This is a genomic window from Niallia laureatilytica, assembly GCF_046613985.1.
GTDB lineage: Bacteria > Bacillota > Bacilli > Bacillales > Cytobacillaceae > Niallia.
Genome location: NZ_JBKKHP010000001.1, coordinates 366066 through 384181, shown reverse-complemented (window position 1 = coordinate 384181; position 18116 = coordinate 366066). Strand labels below are relative to the sequence as shown.

Here is an 18116-nt window from a genome sequence, read left to right as displayed (position 1 = left end):
GTATGCCGTTTCATTTCATGAGTTATTTGACTGAATGAACTGCAGTACAGCTTTTAAGGACTGCTTTTTTTTCGCCTCAAAATAATCTGCAAACGGGTTTATGTTGTTTTTTATCCGCTTTTGTACGGATTTCATTGAGTATGACTGCGGTGTCAAGCTGTCTGTCAGCTCTTCCCAATGAATTGGGCAGGCAACATATCCGCCTTCATTTCCTCTTATAGAATACGGAGCAACAATCGTTTTTCCTTCACTATGCTGGATATAATCAATATACAGGCGGTTATGGCGATTTTTTTTCAAGCGCTCAATCGTAAATAACTTTGGTTCCATAGTTACCATATAATTAGCGATAAATTCAGTAAAGACTCTCGCCTCTTCATATGTGTACGTTTTTTCTGGAAGCGGGATATAAACTTGGATACCTTTATTGCCAGATATCTTTATAAAGGCGATTAATTTTAGGCCGTCCAGAATGGTCTTTAATATTTGGGCCGCTTTAATGGCAAGTGAAAAATGATCTCTTGATGGCGGGTCGAGATCAAACACAATTTCAGACGGCATGCTATCTGACAGAATCGTTTCAAATGGAATATGGAACTCAAATGCAAGCTGGTTGCCAAGCCACATAAGTGTCTGCTCATTATTGCAAACAATGTAATTAATATCCTCCTTCCAGCTTGTCTGGACAAAGGGAGGCGCATACTCTGGACATTGCTTCTGGTAAAAGGAATCGCCAAACAATCCATGCGGGAAACGAATAACAGTTAGCAAGCGGTTATGTAAAAATGGAAGCATTACATCTTTCACTTCTGTTAAATATTCAATAAAGTCGATTTTGCGCAACTCATTACCCGGAAATAATGGCTTATCTGGGTGGGTAATTTGTTGCTCTATGCCAATTTGTTGTAGTAATTTTTCATAGGTGCATTCCTGCCAAGACTTTTCAAAAACAAATTGGAGAAATACTGGATTTTCAATTTGCCCATTGGCAAAGGAAGTAAATTCTAAATCTACACAAATTCCAGGTGTGACTGTCATTACGCCTTTTTCTTCAGACTGTTTATTCTTTTCTAAGATGCCTGATAAGGCGGTTAACTCTTTTGCTGTTAATCCTTCACTGAATTGTCCGACATTTTTGATGTTTCCATTGTCAGAAACACCTACTGAAAAGAGCATATCAGCTTTGCGGTACTCTGTTATTGTAAAGGAAGCAGTATATTTCATAAAACCAGTACTCCTAACAATGTTTATTTACGAAATAGTGTACGCTAGTGAGACTAATTCATTCATTTCCAAGATTTCATTGCATGAAAGACATGCGGAATAGCCAACTTATTAATAAGAAACACATTAACTAAGAAATATTTAGGATTGGAGAATAGATGGTATGCACACAATGTGGAAAGGAAGCATCAGCTTCGGATTAGTTAACATCCCGATAAAACTGCACACAGCAACAGAGGATAAAGATATAAAGCTGCGGACATTGCATAAAACATGTCATGCGCCGATTAAATATGAAAAAAAATGCTCTGCATGTGAACAGGAAGTGGCACCTGAGGATATTGTAAAAGCATATGAATATGCAAAAGGTAAATATGTTGTTCTTGATAAAGAGGATTTGGAAAAGCTCCAAAAAGAAAATGAAGATAAGGCAGTAGAAATTATCGACTTTGTTAAGATGGAAGAGATAGATCCTATTTATTATGATAAATGTTATTATATGTCTTCTGGTGATGGAGGTAACAAAGCTTACGGACTACTCCGTGAGGCATTAATAGAATCAGGCAAGGTCGGTATCGCCAAAATAATCATTCGCTCGAAGGAGCAGCTTGCAGTCATTAGGGTGTATGAAAATACACTAGTAATGGAAACTATTCATTTTCCTGATGAAGTCAGGAAAGCTGAAGATGTCCCTAATGTCCCTGCAGAAGCAACTATCGCCAAAAAAGAGCTGGAAACAGCGATCCTGCTAATTGATCAGCTTACAACAGCTTTTGATCCGACAAAGTATACGGATGAGTACCGTACAGCCCTCCTTGAATTGATTGAAGCCAAGAAAACTGGCCAAGAAATTGTTACAAGTAAAGAAAAGGTGCAAACTTCCAATGTCATGGACCTAATGGCAGCATTGCAAGCATCAATAGACAACACTAAACCGGAACAGCCAGCAGCAGAAGAAAAAAAGGTAAAGACAAAAACAAAAACAAGAAAAAAAGTCGCGAAAGAAGCATAATGCAAGGGGGGATTGCCCCTTTGCATGCTTTTGTTTGACAAATTTTCCTTTTTAGGTAATTATGTCTACAGTTCTATGTAAATGGGCAATCCATTATAAGAAAGGTGAGAATTATTGAATAAAACAGAGCAAATGACATTAAAATATGTAACTACCATATTAACCATAGTCGTATTGTTTATCGTCATGTTTATTTTTGTTGCCTCGAGAATACAGGGAGCGGAAATAATCGCATTTGATCAAGTTATTATTGATTACATTCAGTCTTTTGAAAGTGATGCTACAACCGAATGGACAGTGATATTGACCGATTTAGGCTCAATTAAGTTTATCGCGGTGGCAGTCGTGGTTGGCACAGTGCTTTTATGCCTTTACAGGAAATTTTCTCTTGCCGCTTTTCTGATTTGTGCACCGGCTCTTGGAGGCTTGCTTAATAAGTTTTTGAAATGGATATTCAAACGGGAGCGGCCGGATATTTTGCCGCTGATTACAGAGCATGGTTACAGTTTTCCGAGTGGACATAGCATGGGTTCCTTAATTTTTTATGGAAGTGCCGCATATGTATTCTTGCATATCTGGAAGACAGCAGGAAAAAAAGCAGCAACGATTATTATTGCATGCTTGGTCATTCTGATGATTGGCATAAGCAGGATTTATTTAGGTGTTCATTACCCGACAGATGTTGTTGGCGGCTTTGCAGTTGGGTTTGCATTTTTGCTAGTATGCATCCTTGTTTTCCGCTATTATGAAGAGAGAAAAAATAAATGACTAGAGGGTAAAAGATGGACCAAAAAATAATACCTGCATCATCAAATTTAAAGGAATTCGAAGCCTTTTTGGAAAGCGATTATGAAGTAGGAGTCTTCTTGGAAATACATATTTCTCAATTGAAAAATATCAGCAAGCTGGCAAGAAGTGCAGGCAAGAAAATGATTTATCATGTGGATTTAATCCAAGGGTTAAAGAGCGATGACTTTGCTACAGAATTTATTTGCCAGGAATTTAAGCCGTATGGACTGATTTCGACAAAATCATCTGTCATTCTAAAAGCTAAGCAAAAGAATGTAATTGCCATACAGCGAGTCTTCCTTCTTGATAGCCACGCCATTGAAAAAAGCATTAAACTGGTTCAAAGGACAAGACCTGATTATATTGAACTTCTCCCAGGGACGATGCCATGGATGATTGAAGAAATTAAACAACGGCTGGATGTTCCGATATTAGCAGGCGGACTAATACGGTCGGAAGCGGATGTCAATAATGCGATTAAAGCTGGAGCAGCTGGCATAACTACTTCCAGACGGACATTATGGGATAAATAGGTTCTTACTATTTTTCTAGAGAAAATATTGTAAATGTGTTGACAGCGTTTTCATAGTAGGTTATGATGAACCTACAAGTTAATAAAACGTGTCGGAGATAAGGAGATGCACACAGATTTTCACATTTTGATGTGATATTTTTCTGTTGTGCTCTCCTTTTTTGCTGTTTTTTAACTTTGTTTTTCATTCGGTGTAAAGGGGGAGATTTTGAATGTCTGCATTTTTAGGTGAAATTATTGGTACAATGATCTTAATCGTTTTTGGGGGAGGAGTAGTTGCGGGCAGCAACTTAAAGAAAACGTTTTCTAATAATAGCGGGTGGATTGTGATAACGGTTGCCTGGGGATTAGCTGTTGCGATGGGTGCTTTTGCTGTCGGCAGTATCAGCGGTGCCCATTTAAATCCTGCCGTAACAATAGCACTTGCTCTTAATGGTGATTTTGCATGGAGCCTAGTGCCTGAATATATCATAGCTCAAATGCTTGGAGCATTTATCGGAGCAGTCATCGTATACTTACATTATTTACCTCACTGGAAGGCAACAGACGATCCAGGCGCGAAATTAGCTGTATTTTCTACAGGCCCGGCAATCCCGCACACATTTTCTAACTTGCTTGGAGAATTAATTGGGACATTCATGTTAGTTTTAGGCTTGCTTTACATTGGAGCTAATTCGTTTGCAGAAGGTTTAAACCCAATCGCAGTTGGACTATTAATTGTTGTAATCGGTATGTCTCTTGGCGGAACAACTGGTTATGCCATTAACCCGGCAAGAGATCTAGGGCCCCGTATCGCTCATGCATTGCTTCCGATAGCAGGCAAGGGAGATTCAAACTGGAAGTACGCATGGATTCCTGTAGTAGGTCCAATTCTTGGAGGCGGATTAGCTTCTGTATTTTATCAATATTTCTATAAAGGAACAGTATCTACTTATTTTTGGCTAGTTATCATCGTAAGTATAGTGGTGTTAGTGCTTGCATTTTTTGGCACAAAAAGCAACAATTCTATTAAAATGAAAAAAGCAGCATAATACTAGTTTTCACATACTAGATTAATTTTTAAAACTAATTAGGGGGTATTTTTGTGGAGAAATATATTTTATCTTTAGATCAAGGGACAACAAGTTCAAGAGCGATTATTTTTAACAAAAAAGGGGAAATCGTTCATACAGCACAAAAGGAGTTTACACAAATTTTTCCTAAGCCAGGCTGGGTGGAACATAATGCTAGTGAAATTTGGGGTTCGATTCTCTCTGTAATCGCAACAGTTTTATCAGAATCAGATATTAAGGCAGATCAAATTGAAGGCATCGGTATTACGAACCAACGGGAAACAGCAGTAGTATGGGATAAAGAGACTGGTGTGCCTGTCTATAATGCGATTGTGTGGCAATCGAGACAAACGAACGGAATATGTGAAGAATTGAAAGCACAAGGATACAACCAATTGTTCAGAGATAAAACGGGTTTGTTAATTGACGCGTATTTCGCAGGCACAAAAGTTAAGTGGATTCTAGATAATGTCGAAGGTACAAGAGAGAAAGCGGAAAACGGTCAATTGCTGTTCGGGACGATTGACACTTGGCTTATTTGGAAGCTGTCTGGCGGAAAGGCGCATGTAACAGACTATACGAATGCATCTCGCACATTAATGTTTAATATTTATGACCTTAAATGGGATGAGGAACTGCTTGAAATTTTAACTGTTCCAAAGTCAATGCTTCCAGAAGTAAAGCCGTCATCTGAAGTTTATGCTCATACAGTAGACTATCATTTCTTCGGAAAGAATATTCCAATTGCTGGTGTGGCTGGCGACCAGCAGGCAGCATTATTTGGTCAGGCATGCTTTGAGGAAGGTATGGCAAAAAATACGTATGGAACAGGCTGTTTCATGTTGATGAACACAGGAGAAAAAGCTGTTCGTTCCAATCATGGTTTGCTGACAACAATTGCATGGGGATTGAATGGAAAAGTGGAGTATGCCCTAGAAGGTAGTATCTTTGTAGCAGGATCTGCTATTCAATGGCTTCGTGACGGCTTAAGAATGCTGAAGGATGCAAAAGACAGTGAAGCATATGCGACAAAAGTGGAGTCAACAGATGGTGTCTACTTAGTGCCAGCATTTGTTGGGCTTGGAACTCCGTATTGGGACAGTGATGTGCGGGGAGCTATGTTCGGAGTAACAAGAGGAACAACAAAAGAGCATTTCGTCAGAGCTACACTTGAATCACTTGCATATCAGACGAGAGATGTTTTATCTGCAATGGAAGCGGATTCGAACATTAGCGTAAAAACATTACGAGCAGATGGAGGAGCAGTTAAGAACAATTTCTTGATGCAATTCCAAGGAGATATCTTAAATGTACCTGTTCAAAGACCTGTCATCAATGAAACAACCGCTCTTGGTGCGGCCTATTTAGCGGGATTGGCTGTCGGCTTCTGGAAGGACCAAGCTGAAATCGCTGAACAATGGAAGTTAGAAAAATCGTTCGATCCTGCCATGGAGGAAGAAAAGCGAGAAGAGCTATATGCTGGCTGGAAAAAAGCAGTCAACGCTACAATGGCATTCAAAAACTAAAATTACATCATTTAATTCAAAATACTGTGAATATATAAAAAAGTATGTTATACTAAAAACAAGTTAATAAAATGTCCGGAGATCAGGAGAGACCACAAAGTCGTTATCAAGTAATGGTAATGATGCTTTGTGGTCTCTTTTTTGTTGGACATTATTCCTTAGGAGGACTTCCAAAATGAAAACAAACCGCAACTTACTGAAAAAACAACTTAAAGAAAACAAATTTGACGTGCTTGTAATCGGAGGGGGAATTACTGGTGCTGGTATTGCCCTGGATGCTTCTACAAGAGGCATGAAAACTGCTTTAGTTGAAATGCAGGACTTCTCGGCAGGCACATCTAGCCGGTCTACAAAGCTTGTTCATGGCGGACTCCGATATTTGAAACAGTTTGAAGTAAAAATGGTAGCAGAGGTCGGAAAGGAAAGGGCTGTTGTTTACGAAAATGGACCTCATGTTACAACACCAGAATGGATGCTGTTGCCTTTTCATACAGGCGGCACTTTCGGCAAGTTTACGACAAGCATTGGATTAAGGGTGTATGATTTTCTTGCAGGAGTGAAAAAAAAGGAAAGACGGAAAATGTTTTCGAAAGAACAAACCTTGGCATATGAACCGCTAGTTAAACAGGATGGATTAAAAGGCGGCGGTTATTATGTGGAATACAGAACAGATGACAGCAGATTAACAATAGAAGTAATGAAGGAAGCGATAGACAAAGGGGCGGCAGCATTAAACTATACAAAGGTAGAAAATCTCCTTTACGATACAGAAGGGAAAATCAATGGAGTAGCAGTAACAGATGTTTTAACTGGCGAGAAGTATTCTGTTTTCGCAGAAGTTATCGTTAATGCTGCCGGTCCTTGGGTTGACAGCATTCGGGAAAAAGATGGCAGCAGAAAAGGGAAAACATTGCAGCTTACAAAAGGAGTCCATCTTGTTATCGACCAATCGGTTTTTCCTTTAAAGCAAGCCATTTATTTTGATACACCAGACGGCAGAATGGTTTTTGCCATTCCTAGAGATGGGAAAGCTTATGTAGGAACAACAGATACTTTCTATAAAGAAGACCCTGTTAACCCAGCTATGACAGTGGAGGACAGAACATATATCTTAAATGCAATTAAATATATGTTTCCTTCTGTCAATGTGACAGAGGATGATGTGGAATCAAGCTGGGCTGGAGTTAGACCGTTGATTTTAGAAGACGGTAAGGATCCGTCTGAAATTTCAAGAAAAGACGAGATTTGGGAATCGGAGTCTGGACTTGTGACAATTGCTGGCGGAAAGCTGACTGGCTACCGTAAAATGGCGGAAACAGTTGTCAATTTAGTCAGTGGGAAATTTGCAAAAGCAAATAAAAGCTTTTCAGAATGTCAGACAAAGCATTTGCCAATATCTGGCGGGAAAGTGGGGGGATCGAGCAAGTTTGACAGCTATGTTGCCGGTATTGTTCCAGATGGAATGGATGCTGGCTTGACGAAGGAAGATGCAGAAGCTGTTGCGAGAATGTATGGAAGCAATGCTCCGGTTGTTTACCGCATTGTTAAAGAACAGAAAGCATCTGCTGAAAATAATATGCCTGTGCTTTTATGGGCAAAAGTGCATTATGCATTGGAACACGAGCTTGCGATGACTCCAGTCGATGTGCTCCTGCGCAGAACAGGCTTGCTGCTGTTTGGCATCAAAGAAGCAGTTCAATATAAGGAAGAGGTATTGGCATATATGGCGAGCTACTATGGATGGGATCAAGCAGAACAGCTGTTTTATAAAAAACAGCTTGAAAAGGAAATCCTCCATGCTACAGTGCCAGCTGATTTACAGTCAGAAGAGCTATTGGATCATATAATGTAAAAAAATTAAGTCACGGGCAATCCCGTGACTAATCTTTTGGTTTAAATAGAATTGACAAACTGTAAATAATAGGATATGATATTGCTTGTATGTATTTGAGGTAAGAACGGAATTGATCATAAAGAACTTGTGTAAAGTTATGTAGAAGCAAGACAACAAGGAACAGTTGATATATAGAACAAACACCACTTTAACAATCTTCTCCAAAAATCACATTAAAATAATCTCCTAAATGCGGATTAACCCTTCCAAAAAATTATTCTAGTTAATGTTATTTTTGCCACCGTTCTAATTCATAGAACTAATTCACACTGGCACGGCCTCGGAGCCGTAAGGATGAAAGAGAGGCAGGGCTTTCATTGTTTTAGGTATGGCACGTTTCACGGTGCATGACCCTTAAGTATATGCCAAGAAGTGCGGTTTTTACATAGGTCTAATTATTTTCGAATAATAAATGAGTAAAGATCTATCACAAGCACGAAACAGCAGGCATCTCCCAAATATGCGGAGATGCCTTTTTTATTGTCGAAACATGTTTTCATGAAATTAAAGCTATGTTATGATTACGTAGTAAAAACGATTCGTTTCGCAGTGACTGACGACAATAATGGAATGAACCATATGGGAGCTGTGAAAAGTGTATAGCCGGTCGTCTGGGCAAAAGGTAAATTAACCTTTCTAACACAATACCTGGAGGGATATACATGTCTGAAAAAGTAATACTGGATGGAAACGTGGTAGCGAATGCTGTTAAGGAAGAACTGAAAGGCCGAATTGAAGCGTTAAAGACAAAAGGCGTAACACCTTGTCTGGCGACAATTCTCGTTGGAGACGATCCATCTTCCGAGACATATGTGCGCATGAAAGGAAATGCGTGTGCAAAGCTAGGAATAGACAGTAAAAGAATCCATCTTGATAAAGAGACAACAACAGAACAATTACTTGAAACGATACAAGCCTTAAATGACGACAATAATGTCCATGGAATTTTGCTGCAGCATCCTGTTCCTGGTCATATTGACGAAAGAAAGGCATTTGAAACGATTGCAATCGAAAAAGATGTTGATGGGGTAACAAGCTTCGGTTATGGGCAAACGGCTCTTGGATTTGGCAAATTCCCATCTTGTACGCCTGCAGCCATTATGAAGATAATGGAGCATTACGGTATTAAAGCGAGCGGAAAACATGCTGTTGTTGTCGGCAGAAGCCCGATTTTAGGTAAACCGGTATCTGCATTGCTGTTAAATGAAGATGCAACAGTAACTACATGCCATTCCCGCACAACAAATTTAGCAGACCACGTAAAACAGGCTGATATCGTAGTGGCAGCAGTCGGCAAGCCGAACTTCATCCAAGGAGACTGGATTAAGCCAGGCGCGGTAATATTAGACGCAGGCTATAATAAAGGCAATATCGGTGATGTCGATTATGAGGCATGCCTGGAAAACGCATCTGCAATAACTCCAGTACCAGGCGGAGTAGGTCCTGTTACAATAAGTATGCTGCTGAAGCACACAGTGGATTCTGCTGAAGGAATTTAATTAAGAAAAAAATATGTTTGACAAAAGTCACTATTGAATATATGATGTATTTAACGCTTGTAAGTTCGGTATATGTTTTTTAAGGATAGATGGTCATAGTTGCAAATATAGCTTATGTCCGAAAAGGTAGCGATGCTTCACTGATTCCTAAAGATTTATATAAGTTCTTAAAGGTGTAACACAATTTTGGAGGTTTTACAATGAACACAGGTAAAGTAAAATGGTTTAATGCAGAAAAAGGTTTCGGTTTCATCGAGTCTACTGAAGGACAAGACGTATTTGTTCACTTCTCCGCTATCCAATCAGAAGGTTTCAAAACTTTAGAAGAAGGTCAAGACGTAACTTTCGAAATCGTTGAAGGTAACCGTGGACCTCAAGCAGCTAACGTTACTAAAGCTTAATAATTTTTAGATTAAAGGTGATGCCTTTCCTTAATGCATCACCTTTTTTTAGTGTAGTACAAAAAGTGCTTCGCCATTCTCCATAAACCCAATCATTTTCATCAGGAATTTAAATCCCCTAATATTTTTTTCCAGAATGTTTTAGAACATGAAAAAAAGTGAATGGAAGTGGAGAGTATATATTTATTATTATTTATAAAACGCTCTTGCTCCAATATTTTTCAAGATAAGATTATTTAAATGCCTACTAATTTGGGTAAAATAGGCTAGGGTATCCAAAATGGACAATCATAATAGATAACGTCCATTCTTTATAAGTATTAAATGCAATGAGCAATAATGAAGGAGGAAAAAGTATTGACCACTTTTTCAGATTTTAATTTAAGCAGCAGTTTAGAAAAAGCATTATCCAATATGGGCTTTGAAGAGCCAACACCAATCCAGGCACAGGCGATTCCAATCGGTCTTGCTGGCAAGGATATGATTGGACAAGCACAAACAGGTACTGGTAAAACTACAGCGTTCGGTGTGCCTCTTTTAGAAAAAATTGAAGTGGGTAAACCAGTTCAAGGTCTTGTAATCGCACCTACTAGGGAGTTGGCTGTACAGGTTGCAGAAGAACTTAACCGTATCGGTGCAGTGAAAGGCATCCGTACATTACCAATTTACGGTGGGCAAGACATTAACCGCCAAATTCGCGGATTGAAGAAAAAACCAGAAATTATTGCAGCGACTCCTGGTCGTCTAATCGATCATATCGAACGTAAAACAATTCGTCTGCAAGATACAAAAATGATCGTCTTGGACGAAGCAGATGAAATGTTAAACATGGGCTTCATTGAAGATATCGAAAGAATTCTAAGTGAAACACCAAAAACACGTCAAACATTGCTTTTCTCTGCAACAATGCCAAAAAGAATTCAATCATTAGCAGAACGCTTCATGGTTGAACCAGAGCTTGTTAAAATTAAAGCAAAAGAAATGACGGTTACAAATATTGAGCAAAACTTTATCGAATTACAAGAGCGCCAAAAGTTTGATGTGTTGTGCAGTCTTCTTGACATCCAATCACCAGAACTTGCAATTGTATTCGGTAGAACAAAAAAACGTGTTGATGAAGTGGTTGAAGGCTTAATCAAGCGTGGATATTCTGCAGAAGGAATTCATGGTGATATTCCGCAAGGCAAAAGGGATCAAGTAATCCGTCGCTTTAAGGAACAAACAATTGACATCATGGTAGCGACAGATGTAGCTGCCCGCGGATTGGATATCAGCGGTGTGACACATGTTTACAACTTTGATATTCCGCAAGACCCTGAAAGCTATGTACACCGTATCGGACGTACTGGCCGTGCAGGTAAAAAAGGTTATGCTGTAACATTTGTATCTCCAAGAGAATTGGATCATCTTCGCATCATTGAAAATGTTACGAAGAAAAAAATGGTGAAAAACCCGATACCTTCTACTACAGATGTATTGGCTGGAAACCAACAGGCAACAATTAACAAAATCCAAAAAACAGTTGAAGAAAATCAATTTGCAGAATATAAGCGTCTTGCTGAAACATTATTGGAAGAAACTGATTCTGTGACATTGCTTGCAAGTGCATTGAAGCTTCTTACAAAAGAGCCAGATGCAACGCCAGTTAAATTGACTGCAGTTGAACCGCTTCGTTCTAAGAAGCCGAAAGGTGACCGTTCTGGCGGACGTCGTCGTAATGACAGAGGCGGACGTGGATATGACCGTAACCGTGGCGGCGGCAGCGGCGGCGGAGAAAGAAGAAGCAGAAACAGAAACAGAAATAGAGATTAATAAAAATATTTCTCTTTTATGTTTAATTTCTCTTCCAATTGGTTAATATAAACAAATGAAGGATATAAATGTATATCCTGGTTATTTAAATCTAGGAGGCAATAAAATGGCAACAGGTAAAGTAAAATGGTTTAACTCAGAAAAAGGTTTTGGATTTATTGAAGTAGAAGGTGGAGATGACGTATTTGTTCATTTTTCTGCTATTCAAACAGACGGATTCAAAACTTTGGATGAAGGCCAAGAAGTTAACTTCGATATAGAAGAAGGCGCACGTGGCCCGCAAGCTGTTAACGTAACGAAACTTTAATATGCTGATGATAAAGAACCCTGCTAATGACAGGGTTCTTTTTAGCATAATTTTTTAGAAGCAATATTTTTGTTAATTGGACAAAGTCTGTTACAATAAAGGCTGATAAAGAAAGAGGTGCTACATAATGAAAGAATTTACTGTTGAATTTCATAAAGAAGATGGAATGGAAAACATTACAGTCCAAAAATTGAGTGAAGAAGATTTTAACCGAGTAACTAGCGGTGGAACTAGACAGCTGTTTGAGTTGGATACGAATATCGGCTACTTCATCTATTTTGATGCAGTTGATGAAAGTGGAAAAGAATCGTATTTAGTTCTTCAATATCTGGAAGAAAGTGAAACACCATCTGCTTGTTTTTCCTTTGAATTAAAGGACTTCTACCAATTTATAGCACTTCATTTAAATGATTTGCAAATTGATGAGGATGAAGAGGAAGAAGCAGAGGACGCTTTTGGTCCAATCCACTATCTTGCGCATTTAATGCATCATATTGTGGAAGATGGCAAGTCGGTCGAAGTATAATAAAAAGAGCAGGAGACATGTCTCCTGCTCTTTTTATGTAATTTAAGCCTCTTTGTAATGACTGCTGCAAAAATTAAATACTTCTTGAAGCTCGTCCTCTTCTAAAGCAAAATCCAAGTACTTGTCTTGGCTGCTGTTATAAAAGTCATAATTTAACACTTTCATTTCTGACTCCTCAACGAAGAACAATACCTTTAATTGAATGGTGCCGTCCTCAAACAGCTCGTCCTCCTCATCCTCTTCCAGAGTTAAAAAGAATTCATATCGTTCTCCTGATAAAATGCCAGTTGGATCTTCGATCTTTTCCACTGTATACTCTGTTATATTCATTATTGATGACCTCCTATATCTATCACTGCATAGTATTTCAAAGTATGGGTGAATTTATTGCATACTCGAAAATAATATCATATTGCTTACAGGATAGCTAATGCTTTTCAATTGAAATGGAATATGATAAGATGGAATATTAATTATTTGACTTTTTATATATGTATGTTATAATAGGAAGATAGGTTAAAAGAAAGATAGATATGTTTGGTCACTTGTTTTTAAGGTCTAGTCTGTAGATTTCTTACGTTTGCAAGTGATTTTTTATGTTTTACGGGCTCTTTTTTTTTGATAGTGGGCTCTAATCAAACAAAGCTTCATGGAGGTGTTTCATTTGGCAATGGGATTTGGCCGAAAGAATAACGAGGAAATTGTAAAAGAAGAAGTTGTAGTTTGGGATTGTGTATCTGAAACATGCAAATGCTGGATTCGGGACAATTTTAAAAGCACTGAAACACCAAAATGCCCAATATGCGGCAGTGATATGGAAAAAACGACTAGAGAGTTGCAAGTCGTCAATAATAATAGCATTTACTCAAAATAAAAACTAAAATCCTTTGGATTTTAGTTTTTTTTTTAGCTTGTAATATTCATTAACAAAGGAATGAGCGAACTGCCCCAAATCACCGTAATCCAAGCAGCTAATATCATTGCCAAGGTCGAAAAGGTTGCTTCCTGTTCGCCAAATTCCATCGCTTTTGTTGTTCCGACACCGTGTGCACCCATTCCTAAAGCTAATCCTTTAGCAATAGGCGATTTCAAGGATAAAAGTTTTATTGCATATGGTCCAATTATCCCGCCGATGATTCCAGTAATGATGACAAACACGGTTGTTAATGTCGGAAGTCCGCCAATTTCCTGCGATACTTCAATTGCGATTGGCGTTGTGATGGATCGCGGCAATATGCTTATAATGAAATCTGCTCGCAAATTAATTAATTGTGATAGAAAAAAAGATGACGTGATAGCTACTACTGTACCGGTTGTGACACTTATTAGCATAACACCGAAATATTTTTTCAACAGATGCTTATGTTTATATATCGGCACCGCAAAGGCGATTGTTGCAGGGCCGAGCAGGTGTGTCAACAACCGCGATGATTCTAAATAGCTTCCTGCTGGAATATGGAGACAGCTGATAAACAGAATTAAAAGCAGTGGTGACAGCAGGAGCGGATGTAGCAATGGATTTTTCCATTTTTTATAACTCCATTTTGTCACTCTGTAAAATATATACGTTAATACAGTAAACATTATAATGTTCATTTATTTAAACTTCTCTTTCTATTATAGATTTTTTCTGCTGTAAATCCGGTTGCTCCCATCACGATAAAGGTGCTGACAGCAATGAGAAGAACCGTTTCAATTCCTTTCATATTAAGGATTTCTTCATAGTTGACGATACCAACAGCAGATGGAATGAAAAACAGCAGCAGTTCAGCCAGCAGCCAGGCTGCACCAGTTTCTACCCACTTCAGTTTAATCCACTTAAGCTGTAAACCTATAAATAAAAAAATGAGACCAATCATGGATGCTGGCAGCGGAACTGACACAACCATTTTTACTCCCATTCCAAGAAAAAGAAAAAGATGTATAAAAGCAATTTGCCCGATAATGATTAGAAATTTCAATACGATCACCTTCCCTGTCAATCAATGGAATAAATGCTCGCCCTTAAACCTTAGATTAACTATATAAGTTATCATACGCTGAATGTTGCTATTCGTAAAATACATAATTATTATAATTATAATAACCAATAGTTATAATGGGTGCGTGCAGAAGGTGATGCGTAAATGGGGGAGGAGCAGGGGAGATGATCATTTATTGCTGAAGAATAAAATCAATAAATCTTCTCCCGGCGACAGATAAATAACGGTCTTTTTTTGTTATGACAGCAAGCTGCCAATTAGTTACTGGTTCTAAATCAATAAATCTTACTTGATTGTTTGTTGTGCGGTTGCAAATCGATTCTGGAAGCATGGAAATCCCTAAATTCGCAGCAACAATTTCAATCATGAAGTCCCATTGTGAGCTTTTAAAGATGATGTTCGGCTCAAATCCTGCGTTGATGAATCCACGTTTCATCATTTCATATAAGGCGAAATCCTCACTGTAAAAAATAAACTCTTCATCTATAAGTTCTTTCATATGGACTTTTTTTCGATTGGAAAGAGGATGCTGTTTGTGGACAATTAATTTAATTTCTTCACTCACAAGGTGGAAGACGTGGAACGAAGACTCATCCATTATTGGCAATACGGCAATACCAATTTCAATTTCTCCTTCTTCGACACTCTTGACTACTTTAGCCGCTCCATACTCTTTAATATTGATTTGAATATTCGGATACGCCTTGTGAAATGCAGATATAACTTTAGGGAAAAAGAGGCTGCCGATCATTGGCGGAATACCGATGTTAATGTTCCCGCGAGCAAGATTAGTCATATCGTGGAGGGTAGTTGCCATCTCATCCATTTGAGCCATTATCTTTTGCGCGTAATCGTAAACGATCTGGCCAGCATCTGTTAGTTCATGTGTTTTATTTGATCGATTAATTAGCGTGATGCCGATTTCTTCTTCCAAACTTTTGACACCTTTACTAAGGGCAGGCTGGGAAACATGCAGTTTTTCAGATGCTTTCGTCATGCTTTTCTGCTTTACTACTTCAACAAAGTACATTAATTGTCTAATTTCCATTTAACTGCTCCATTCCTATTTTCACTGTTTATTATTGTACTCCAACAGCTGAAAAAGAGACAGCGAATATTTATTATTTTGAAATAAAAAAAGATGTTTACAGAATGATGTAGGCGGGTAAAACTTTGTTAGAATGATTGGAAAGGTGTGGAAACCTGTGAATACTTATGAGTTGAAAACAAAAAAATGGCAAGCGGATTGGAAATATAACTTAATGTCTCAAAGAAAATATGAGAATTTACTTGCAAAGAAAAATACGGTGGAAATAATCGTAAGTAATCTAAATCGCAACAAACGGACTCGATAAGGACTTAATATATGGAGAGTTCAGGCCGTTGGGTATGCCCTCAACAGCCTGAAAACATTTATCTAAAGAGCGCAGGTTAATTAAGCGCGGAAGGTTCCATTATATAATCTTCAAAAACTTTTTCTATAAGTGCATTTTCCTCGAAATTATTAGGGCTTTCCAAATGTTTGATTCGTACAATATAAACGGATTTAACAAACATATGAAGTGCTTCATCCTCGGTTAAAGCATCAATCTTATTAATCAACACTTGATCGGATATATAGTTGACAATTCTACTCAGAAATTCTTTTGGATAATCCTTTGGCAGTTTTCCAGTTTCTTCTGTAAAAATACCCCCTTGACCTTCGACTTCTACATGACGTACAACCTCTGACAATTCTTTAACACTGAATATATCCACTGATTCAACACCTCTTTCCTCTAGTATTATAACAGGGGTTTAAATACTAGTAAATTAATGTTTTTTCACATTGCTTCGTTGGTTCAGGCCGCGGTGGCCAAAACGTTGTTATATAAAAGGAAATCGCATATTCTCTTACAAGGATTACAAAAAAAACAGAATGGAAGTCCCATATTGGTAGCATTAATGGTAAAATACTCATGGAAGAATTTTTTTAAAGGGAGTCATTATGGGAAACGAACAAAATAAAGACCTTAATATTATGTATAATATGGTGAAAGATTTTCACCAAGCATTCGGACATCAAGTCGGAGAAACACCTGCACCGATTGAAGAAAAAACAGCTGTAAACAGAGCTGTATGGACAGGAGAAGAGCTTGTAGAATTTCTTTATGCAACAGCTGACGGAAAAGAAGAAAAATTTCAGGAGCTGTTTCAAGCATTTCTTGCTGGCCTTCATAAAGCCGCTGCTAAAATTACGACAGAGAAAAAGCCTGTCGATGATGTGCTTGTTGCACAAATGGACGCATTGACAGATGTGGAGTATTTTAACCAAGGAAGCTTTGTCATTGCAGGCGTAGAGCCATTTAATCTGTTTAAGATTGTTCAAGAAGCAAATATGGGCAAGCTGTTTGAAGACGGTAAACCAAGATTTAGAGAAGAAGACGGAAAAATCATTAAGCCGCCGAACTGGGAAAAGGACTTCGCACCGGAAGGTCGTCTTAAGCAGGAAATAGACAGACAAAAAGGAAACAAATAACAGGCTCATTCAAAGATAGCCAGAACAAGACCTTTTTAGAAAGAGTCTTGTTCTGGTTTTTTTTGGTTTTCTCTTGCAGGGCTTTTGTGCCACTGTGTAATCTTTTAGACCTATAATCGATTTGAAATAATAGGAAAATGCTAACTTGTATCTGTTTAAGATTTTTTCCGAAAAAAGTGACATGATGTCATCTTAATATATTGACAAGATGACACGCTGTCACATATAATAAATTTTGTTATCAGATGTGACACTGTGTCATGTATAGGAAGTAGGAGTTGTCTTATGCCAAAACAAACATTTTTCCATTTAGCAGCAGATAAGCAAGATACGTTGATTCATGCTGCAAAAGAAGAATTTTCAAGAGTTCCGCTACATGAGGCATCTATTGCCAATATTATTAAAAGCGCAGGTATTCCGAGAGGAAGTTTTTATCAGTATTTCGATGACAAAGAGGATTTGTATTTTTATTTATTAAGTGAAATCTCCAAGAAAAATACGAAGCGATTCCTTTCCATATTAGAGGAAAATGACGGAGATTTATTCGCAACCTTTATTAAGTCCTTTCAATTTATGGTGACAAATCATAAAGAACAAAATCATGAAAACTTTTTTAAAAACGCCTTTTTGAATATGAACTATAAATTGGAGAACACATTAGCTAATAATGTATACGAAGAAAAGCAAAAAAGTCTTTTCTTAAATATCTCCCAATCGATTAACAAAAGCAACCTGAACCTAAAGGATGAAAGTGAATTGCATCACATGGTAAGAGTTATGACAGCCGTTACCTTCCATAATATTGTTCAAATGTATGTGAAGGATTTAACCGTTGCAGAGGCGACTGACAGTTATCTGAAGCAAATGGATCTTCTTAAAAGGGGATTCGGCAGGGAAGAAGTATGATGAAGGATTTAATCAACATGCAATTAAAAAAGCTTGTCGACACACTTCAGAAGCAAAACATCTCTGCGCAAATTATCAAACGTCCTGACATACTCCAATTAGCATGTGCAGATAATAAAAAGATAAATTAATTTAC

General features: G+C 38.0%; 21 protein-coding genes and 1 riboswitch. Of the genes, 15 read left to right on the top strand and 6 right to left on the bottom strand.

The genetic code is table 11. The features are described 5' to 3' along the window. Positions 1 to 15 precede the first annotated feature (15 nt). The gene (gene ligD, locus ACLIJJ_RS01910) at positions 16 to 1224 is read right to left on the bottom strand and encodes a DNA ligase D (RefSeq protein WP_233313515.1); all 1209 of its coding nucleotides are present in this window, start codon (positions 1222 to 1224) and stop codon (positions 16 to 18) included. Positions 1225 to 1387: 163 nt separating this feature from the next. Here ligD and ku point away from each other — a divergent pair, with 163 nt between their 5' ends. The 11 genes from ku (at position 1388) to ACLIJJ_RS01855 (ending at position 12574) form a co-directional block, all read left to right on the top strand. After that, positions 1388 to 2236 (top strand): non-homologous end joining protein Ku, encoded by an 849-nt coding sequence (gene ku / locus ACLIJJ_RS01905; protein ID WP_237941602.1) that lies wholly within the window; start codon positions 1388 to 1390, stop codon positions 2234 to 2236. A 114-nt stretch (positions 2237 to 2350) separates the two neighbouring features. Further along, complete coding sequence (locus ACLIJJ_RS01900; RefSeq protein WP_233313517.1) at positions 2351 to 3004, top strand: phosphatase PAP2 family protein; 654 nt, start codon at positions 2351 to 2353, stop codon at positions 3002 to 3004. Between the two features lie 14 nt (positions 3005 to 3018). Next, a complete protein-coding gene (locus tag ACLIJJ_RS01895; RefSeq protein WP_233313518.1) occupies positions 3019 to 3558 on the top strand; it encodes a glycerol-3-phosphate responsive antiterminator in 540 nt (179 codons plus the stop codon). Between the two features lie 211 nt (positions 3559 to 3769). Then, positions 3770 to 4588, top strand: coding sequence for an MIP/aquaporin family protein (locus ACLIJJ_RS01890; protein ID WP_233313519.1), 819 nt, complete (start codon positions 3770 to 3772; stop codon positions 4586 to 4588). 53 nt (positions 4589 to 4641) lie between these two features. Further along, on the top strand, positions 4642 to 6135 hold the full coding sequence (glpK, locus tag ACLIJJ_RS01885) for a glycerol kinase GlpK (protein ID WP_233313520.1): 1494 nt from the start codon (positions 4642 to 4644) through the stop codon (positions 6133 to 6135). A 175-nt stretch (positions 6136 to 6310) separates the two neighbouring features. Next, positions 6311 to 7987, top strand: a complete 1677-nt coding sequence (locus ACLIJJ_RS01880; protein WP_233313521.1) for a glycerol-3-phosphate dehydrogenase/oxidase — start codon at positions 6311 to 6313, stop codon at positions 7985 to 7987. Between the two features lie 581 nt (positions 7988 to 8568). Further along, positions 8569 to 8653, top strand: a riboswitch (ZMP/ZTP riboswitch). Between the two features lie 38 nt (positions 8654 to 8691). Next, positions 8692 to 9528, top strand: coding sequence for a bifunctional 5,10-methylenetetrahydrofolate dehydrogenase/5,10-methenyltetrahydrofolate cyclohydrolase (locus ACLIJJ_RS01875; RefSeq protein ID WP_233313522.1), 837 nt, complete (start codon positions 8692 to 8694; stop codon positions 9526 to 9528). A gap of 200 nt (positions 9529 to 9728) precedes the next feature. After that, entirely contained in the window at positions 9729 to 9929 is a 201-nt protein-coding gene (locus ACLIJJ_RS01870) for a cold-shock protein (RefSeq protein WP_233313523.1), read from the top strand. Between the two features lie 357 nt (positions 9930 to 10286). Further along, on the top strand, positions 10287 to 11741 hold the full coding sequence (gene cshA / locus ACLIJJ_RS01865; protein WP_233313524.1) for a degradosome RNA helicase CshA: 1455 nt from the start codon (positions 10287 to 10289) through the stop codon (positions 11739 to 11741). A gap of 106 nt (positions 11742 to 11847) precedes the next feature. Then, on the top strand, positions 11848 to 12048 hold the full coding sequence (locus ACLIJJ_RS01860; RefSeq protein WP_233313525.1) for a cold-shock protein: 201 nt from the start codon (positions 11848 to 11850) through the stop codon (positions 12046 to 12048). A 127-nt stretch (positions 12049 to 12175) separates the two neighbouring features. Further along, a complete protein-coding gene (locus ACLIJJ_RS01855) occupies positions 12176 to 12574 on the top strand; it encodes a cytosolic protein (RefSeq protein ID WP_233313526.1) in 399 nt (132 codons plus the stop codon). Positions 12575 to 12616: 42 nt separating this feature from the next. On the opposite strand, the gene ACLIJJ_RS01850 is transcribed toward ACLIJJ_RS01855, so the two are convergent. Beyond that, positions 12617 to 12904: a DUF6509 family protein gene (locus ACLIJJ_RS01850; protein WP_237941600.1), complete on the bottom strand. Its 288-nt coding sequence runs from the start codon at positions 12902 to 12904 to the stop codon at positions 12617 to 12619. A gap of 340 nt (positions 12905 to 13244) precedes the next feature. On the opposite strand from ACLIJJ_RS01850, the gene ACLIJJ_RS01845 reads away from it, so the two are divergent. After that, the gene (locus ACLIJJ_RS01845) at positions 13245 to 13448 is read left to right on the top strand and encodes a cold-inducible protein YdjO-related protein (protein ID WP_233314732.1); all 204 of its coding nucleotides are present in this window, start codon (positions 13245 to 13247) and stop codon (positions 13446 to 13448) included. Between the two features lie 32 nt (positions 13449 to 13480). Here the strand turns inward: ACLIJJ_RS01845 and ACLIJJ_RS01840 are convergent, their stop codons facing one another. From ACLIJJ_RS01840 to ACLIJJ_RS01825, 4 genes are all read right to left on the bottom strand, one after another. Continuing rightward, entirely contained in the window at positions 13481 to 14170 is a 690-nt protein-coding gene (locus ACLIJJ_RS01840) for an LrgB family protein (RefSeq protein WP_233313528.1), read from the bottom strand. Continuing rightward, complete coding sequence (locus ACLIJJ_RS01835) at positions 14167 to 14544, bottom strand: CidA/LrgA family protein (RefSeq protein ID WP_233313529.1); 378 nt, start codon at positions 14542 to 14544, stop codon at positions 14167 to 14169. Before ACLIJJ_RS01835 ends, ACLIJJ_RS01840 begins: the two co-directional genes overlap by 4 nt. 184 nt (positions 14545 to 14728) lie before the next feature. Then, a complete protein-coding gene (locus tag ACLIJJ_RS01830; RefSeq protein ID WP_233313530.1) occupies positions 14729 to 15604 on the bottom strand; it encodes a LysR family transcriptional regulator in 876 nt (291 codons plus the stop codon). Between the two features lie 383 nt (positions 15605 to 15987). After that, entirely contained in the window at positions 15988 to 16314 is a 327-nt protein-coding gene (locus tag ACLIJJ_RS01825) for a hypothetical protein (protein WP_233313531.1), read from the bottom strand. Between the two features lie 229 nt (positions 16315 to 16543). On the opposite strand from ACLIJJ_RS01825, the gene ACLIJJ_RS01820 reads away from it, so the two are divergent. From ACLIJJ_RS01820 to ACLIJJ_RS01810, 3 genes are all read left to right on the top strand, one after another. Next, complete coding sequence (locus tag ACLIJJ_RS01820) at positions 16544 to 17074, top strand: pyrophosphohydrolase domain-containing protein (protein WP_233313532.1); 531 nt, start codon at positions 16544 to 16546, stop codon at positions 17072 to 17074. 285 nt (positions 17075 to 17359) lie between these two features. Then, on the top strand, positions 17360 to 17980 hold the full coding sequence (locus tag ACLIJJ_RS01815; RefSeq protein WP_233313533.1) for a TetR/AcrR family transcriptional regulator: 621 nt from the start codon (positions 17360 to 17362) through the stop codon (positions 17978 to 17980). Then, a complete protein-coding gene (locus ACLIJJ_RS01810; protein WP_267913270.1) occupies positions 17977 to 18111 on the top strand; it encodes a hypothetical protein in 135 nt (44 codons plus the stop codon). The genes ACLIJJ_RS01815 and ACLIJJ_RS01810 overlap by 4 nt, the downstream gene beginning before the upstream one ends. Positions 18112 to 18116 lie beyond the last annotated feature (5 nt).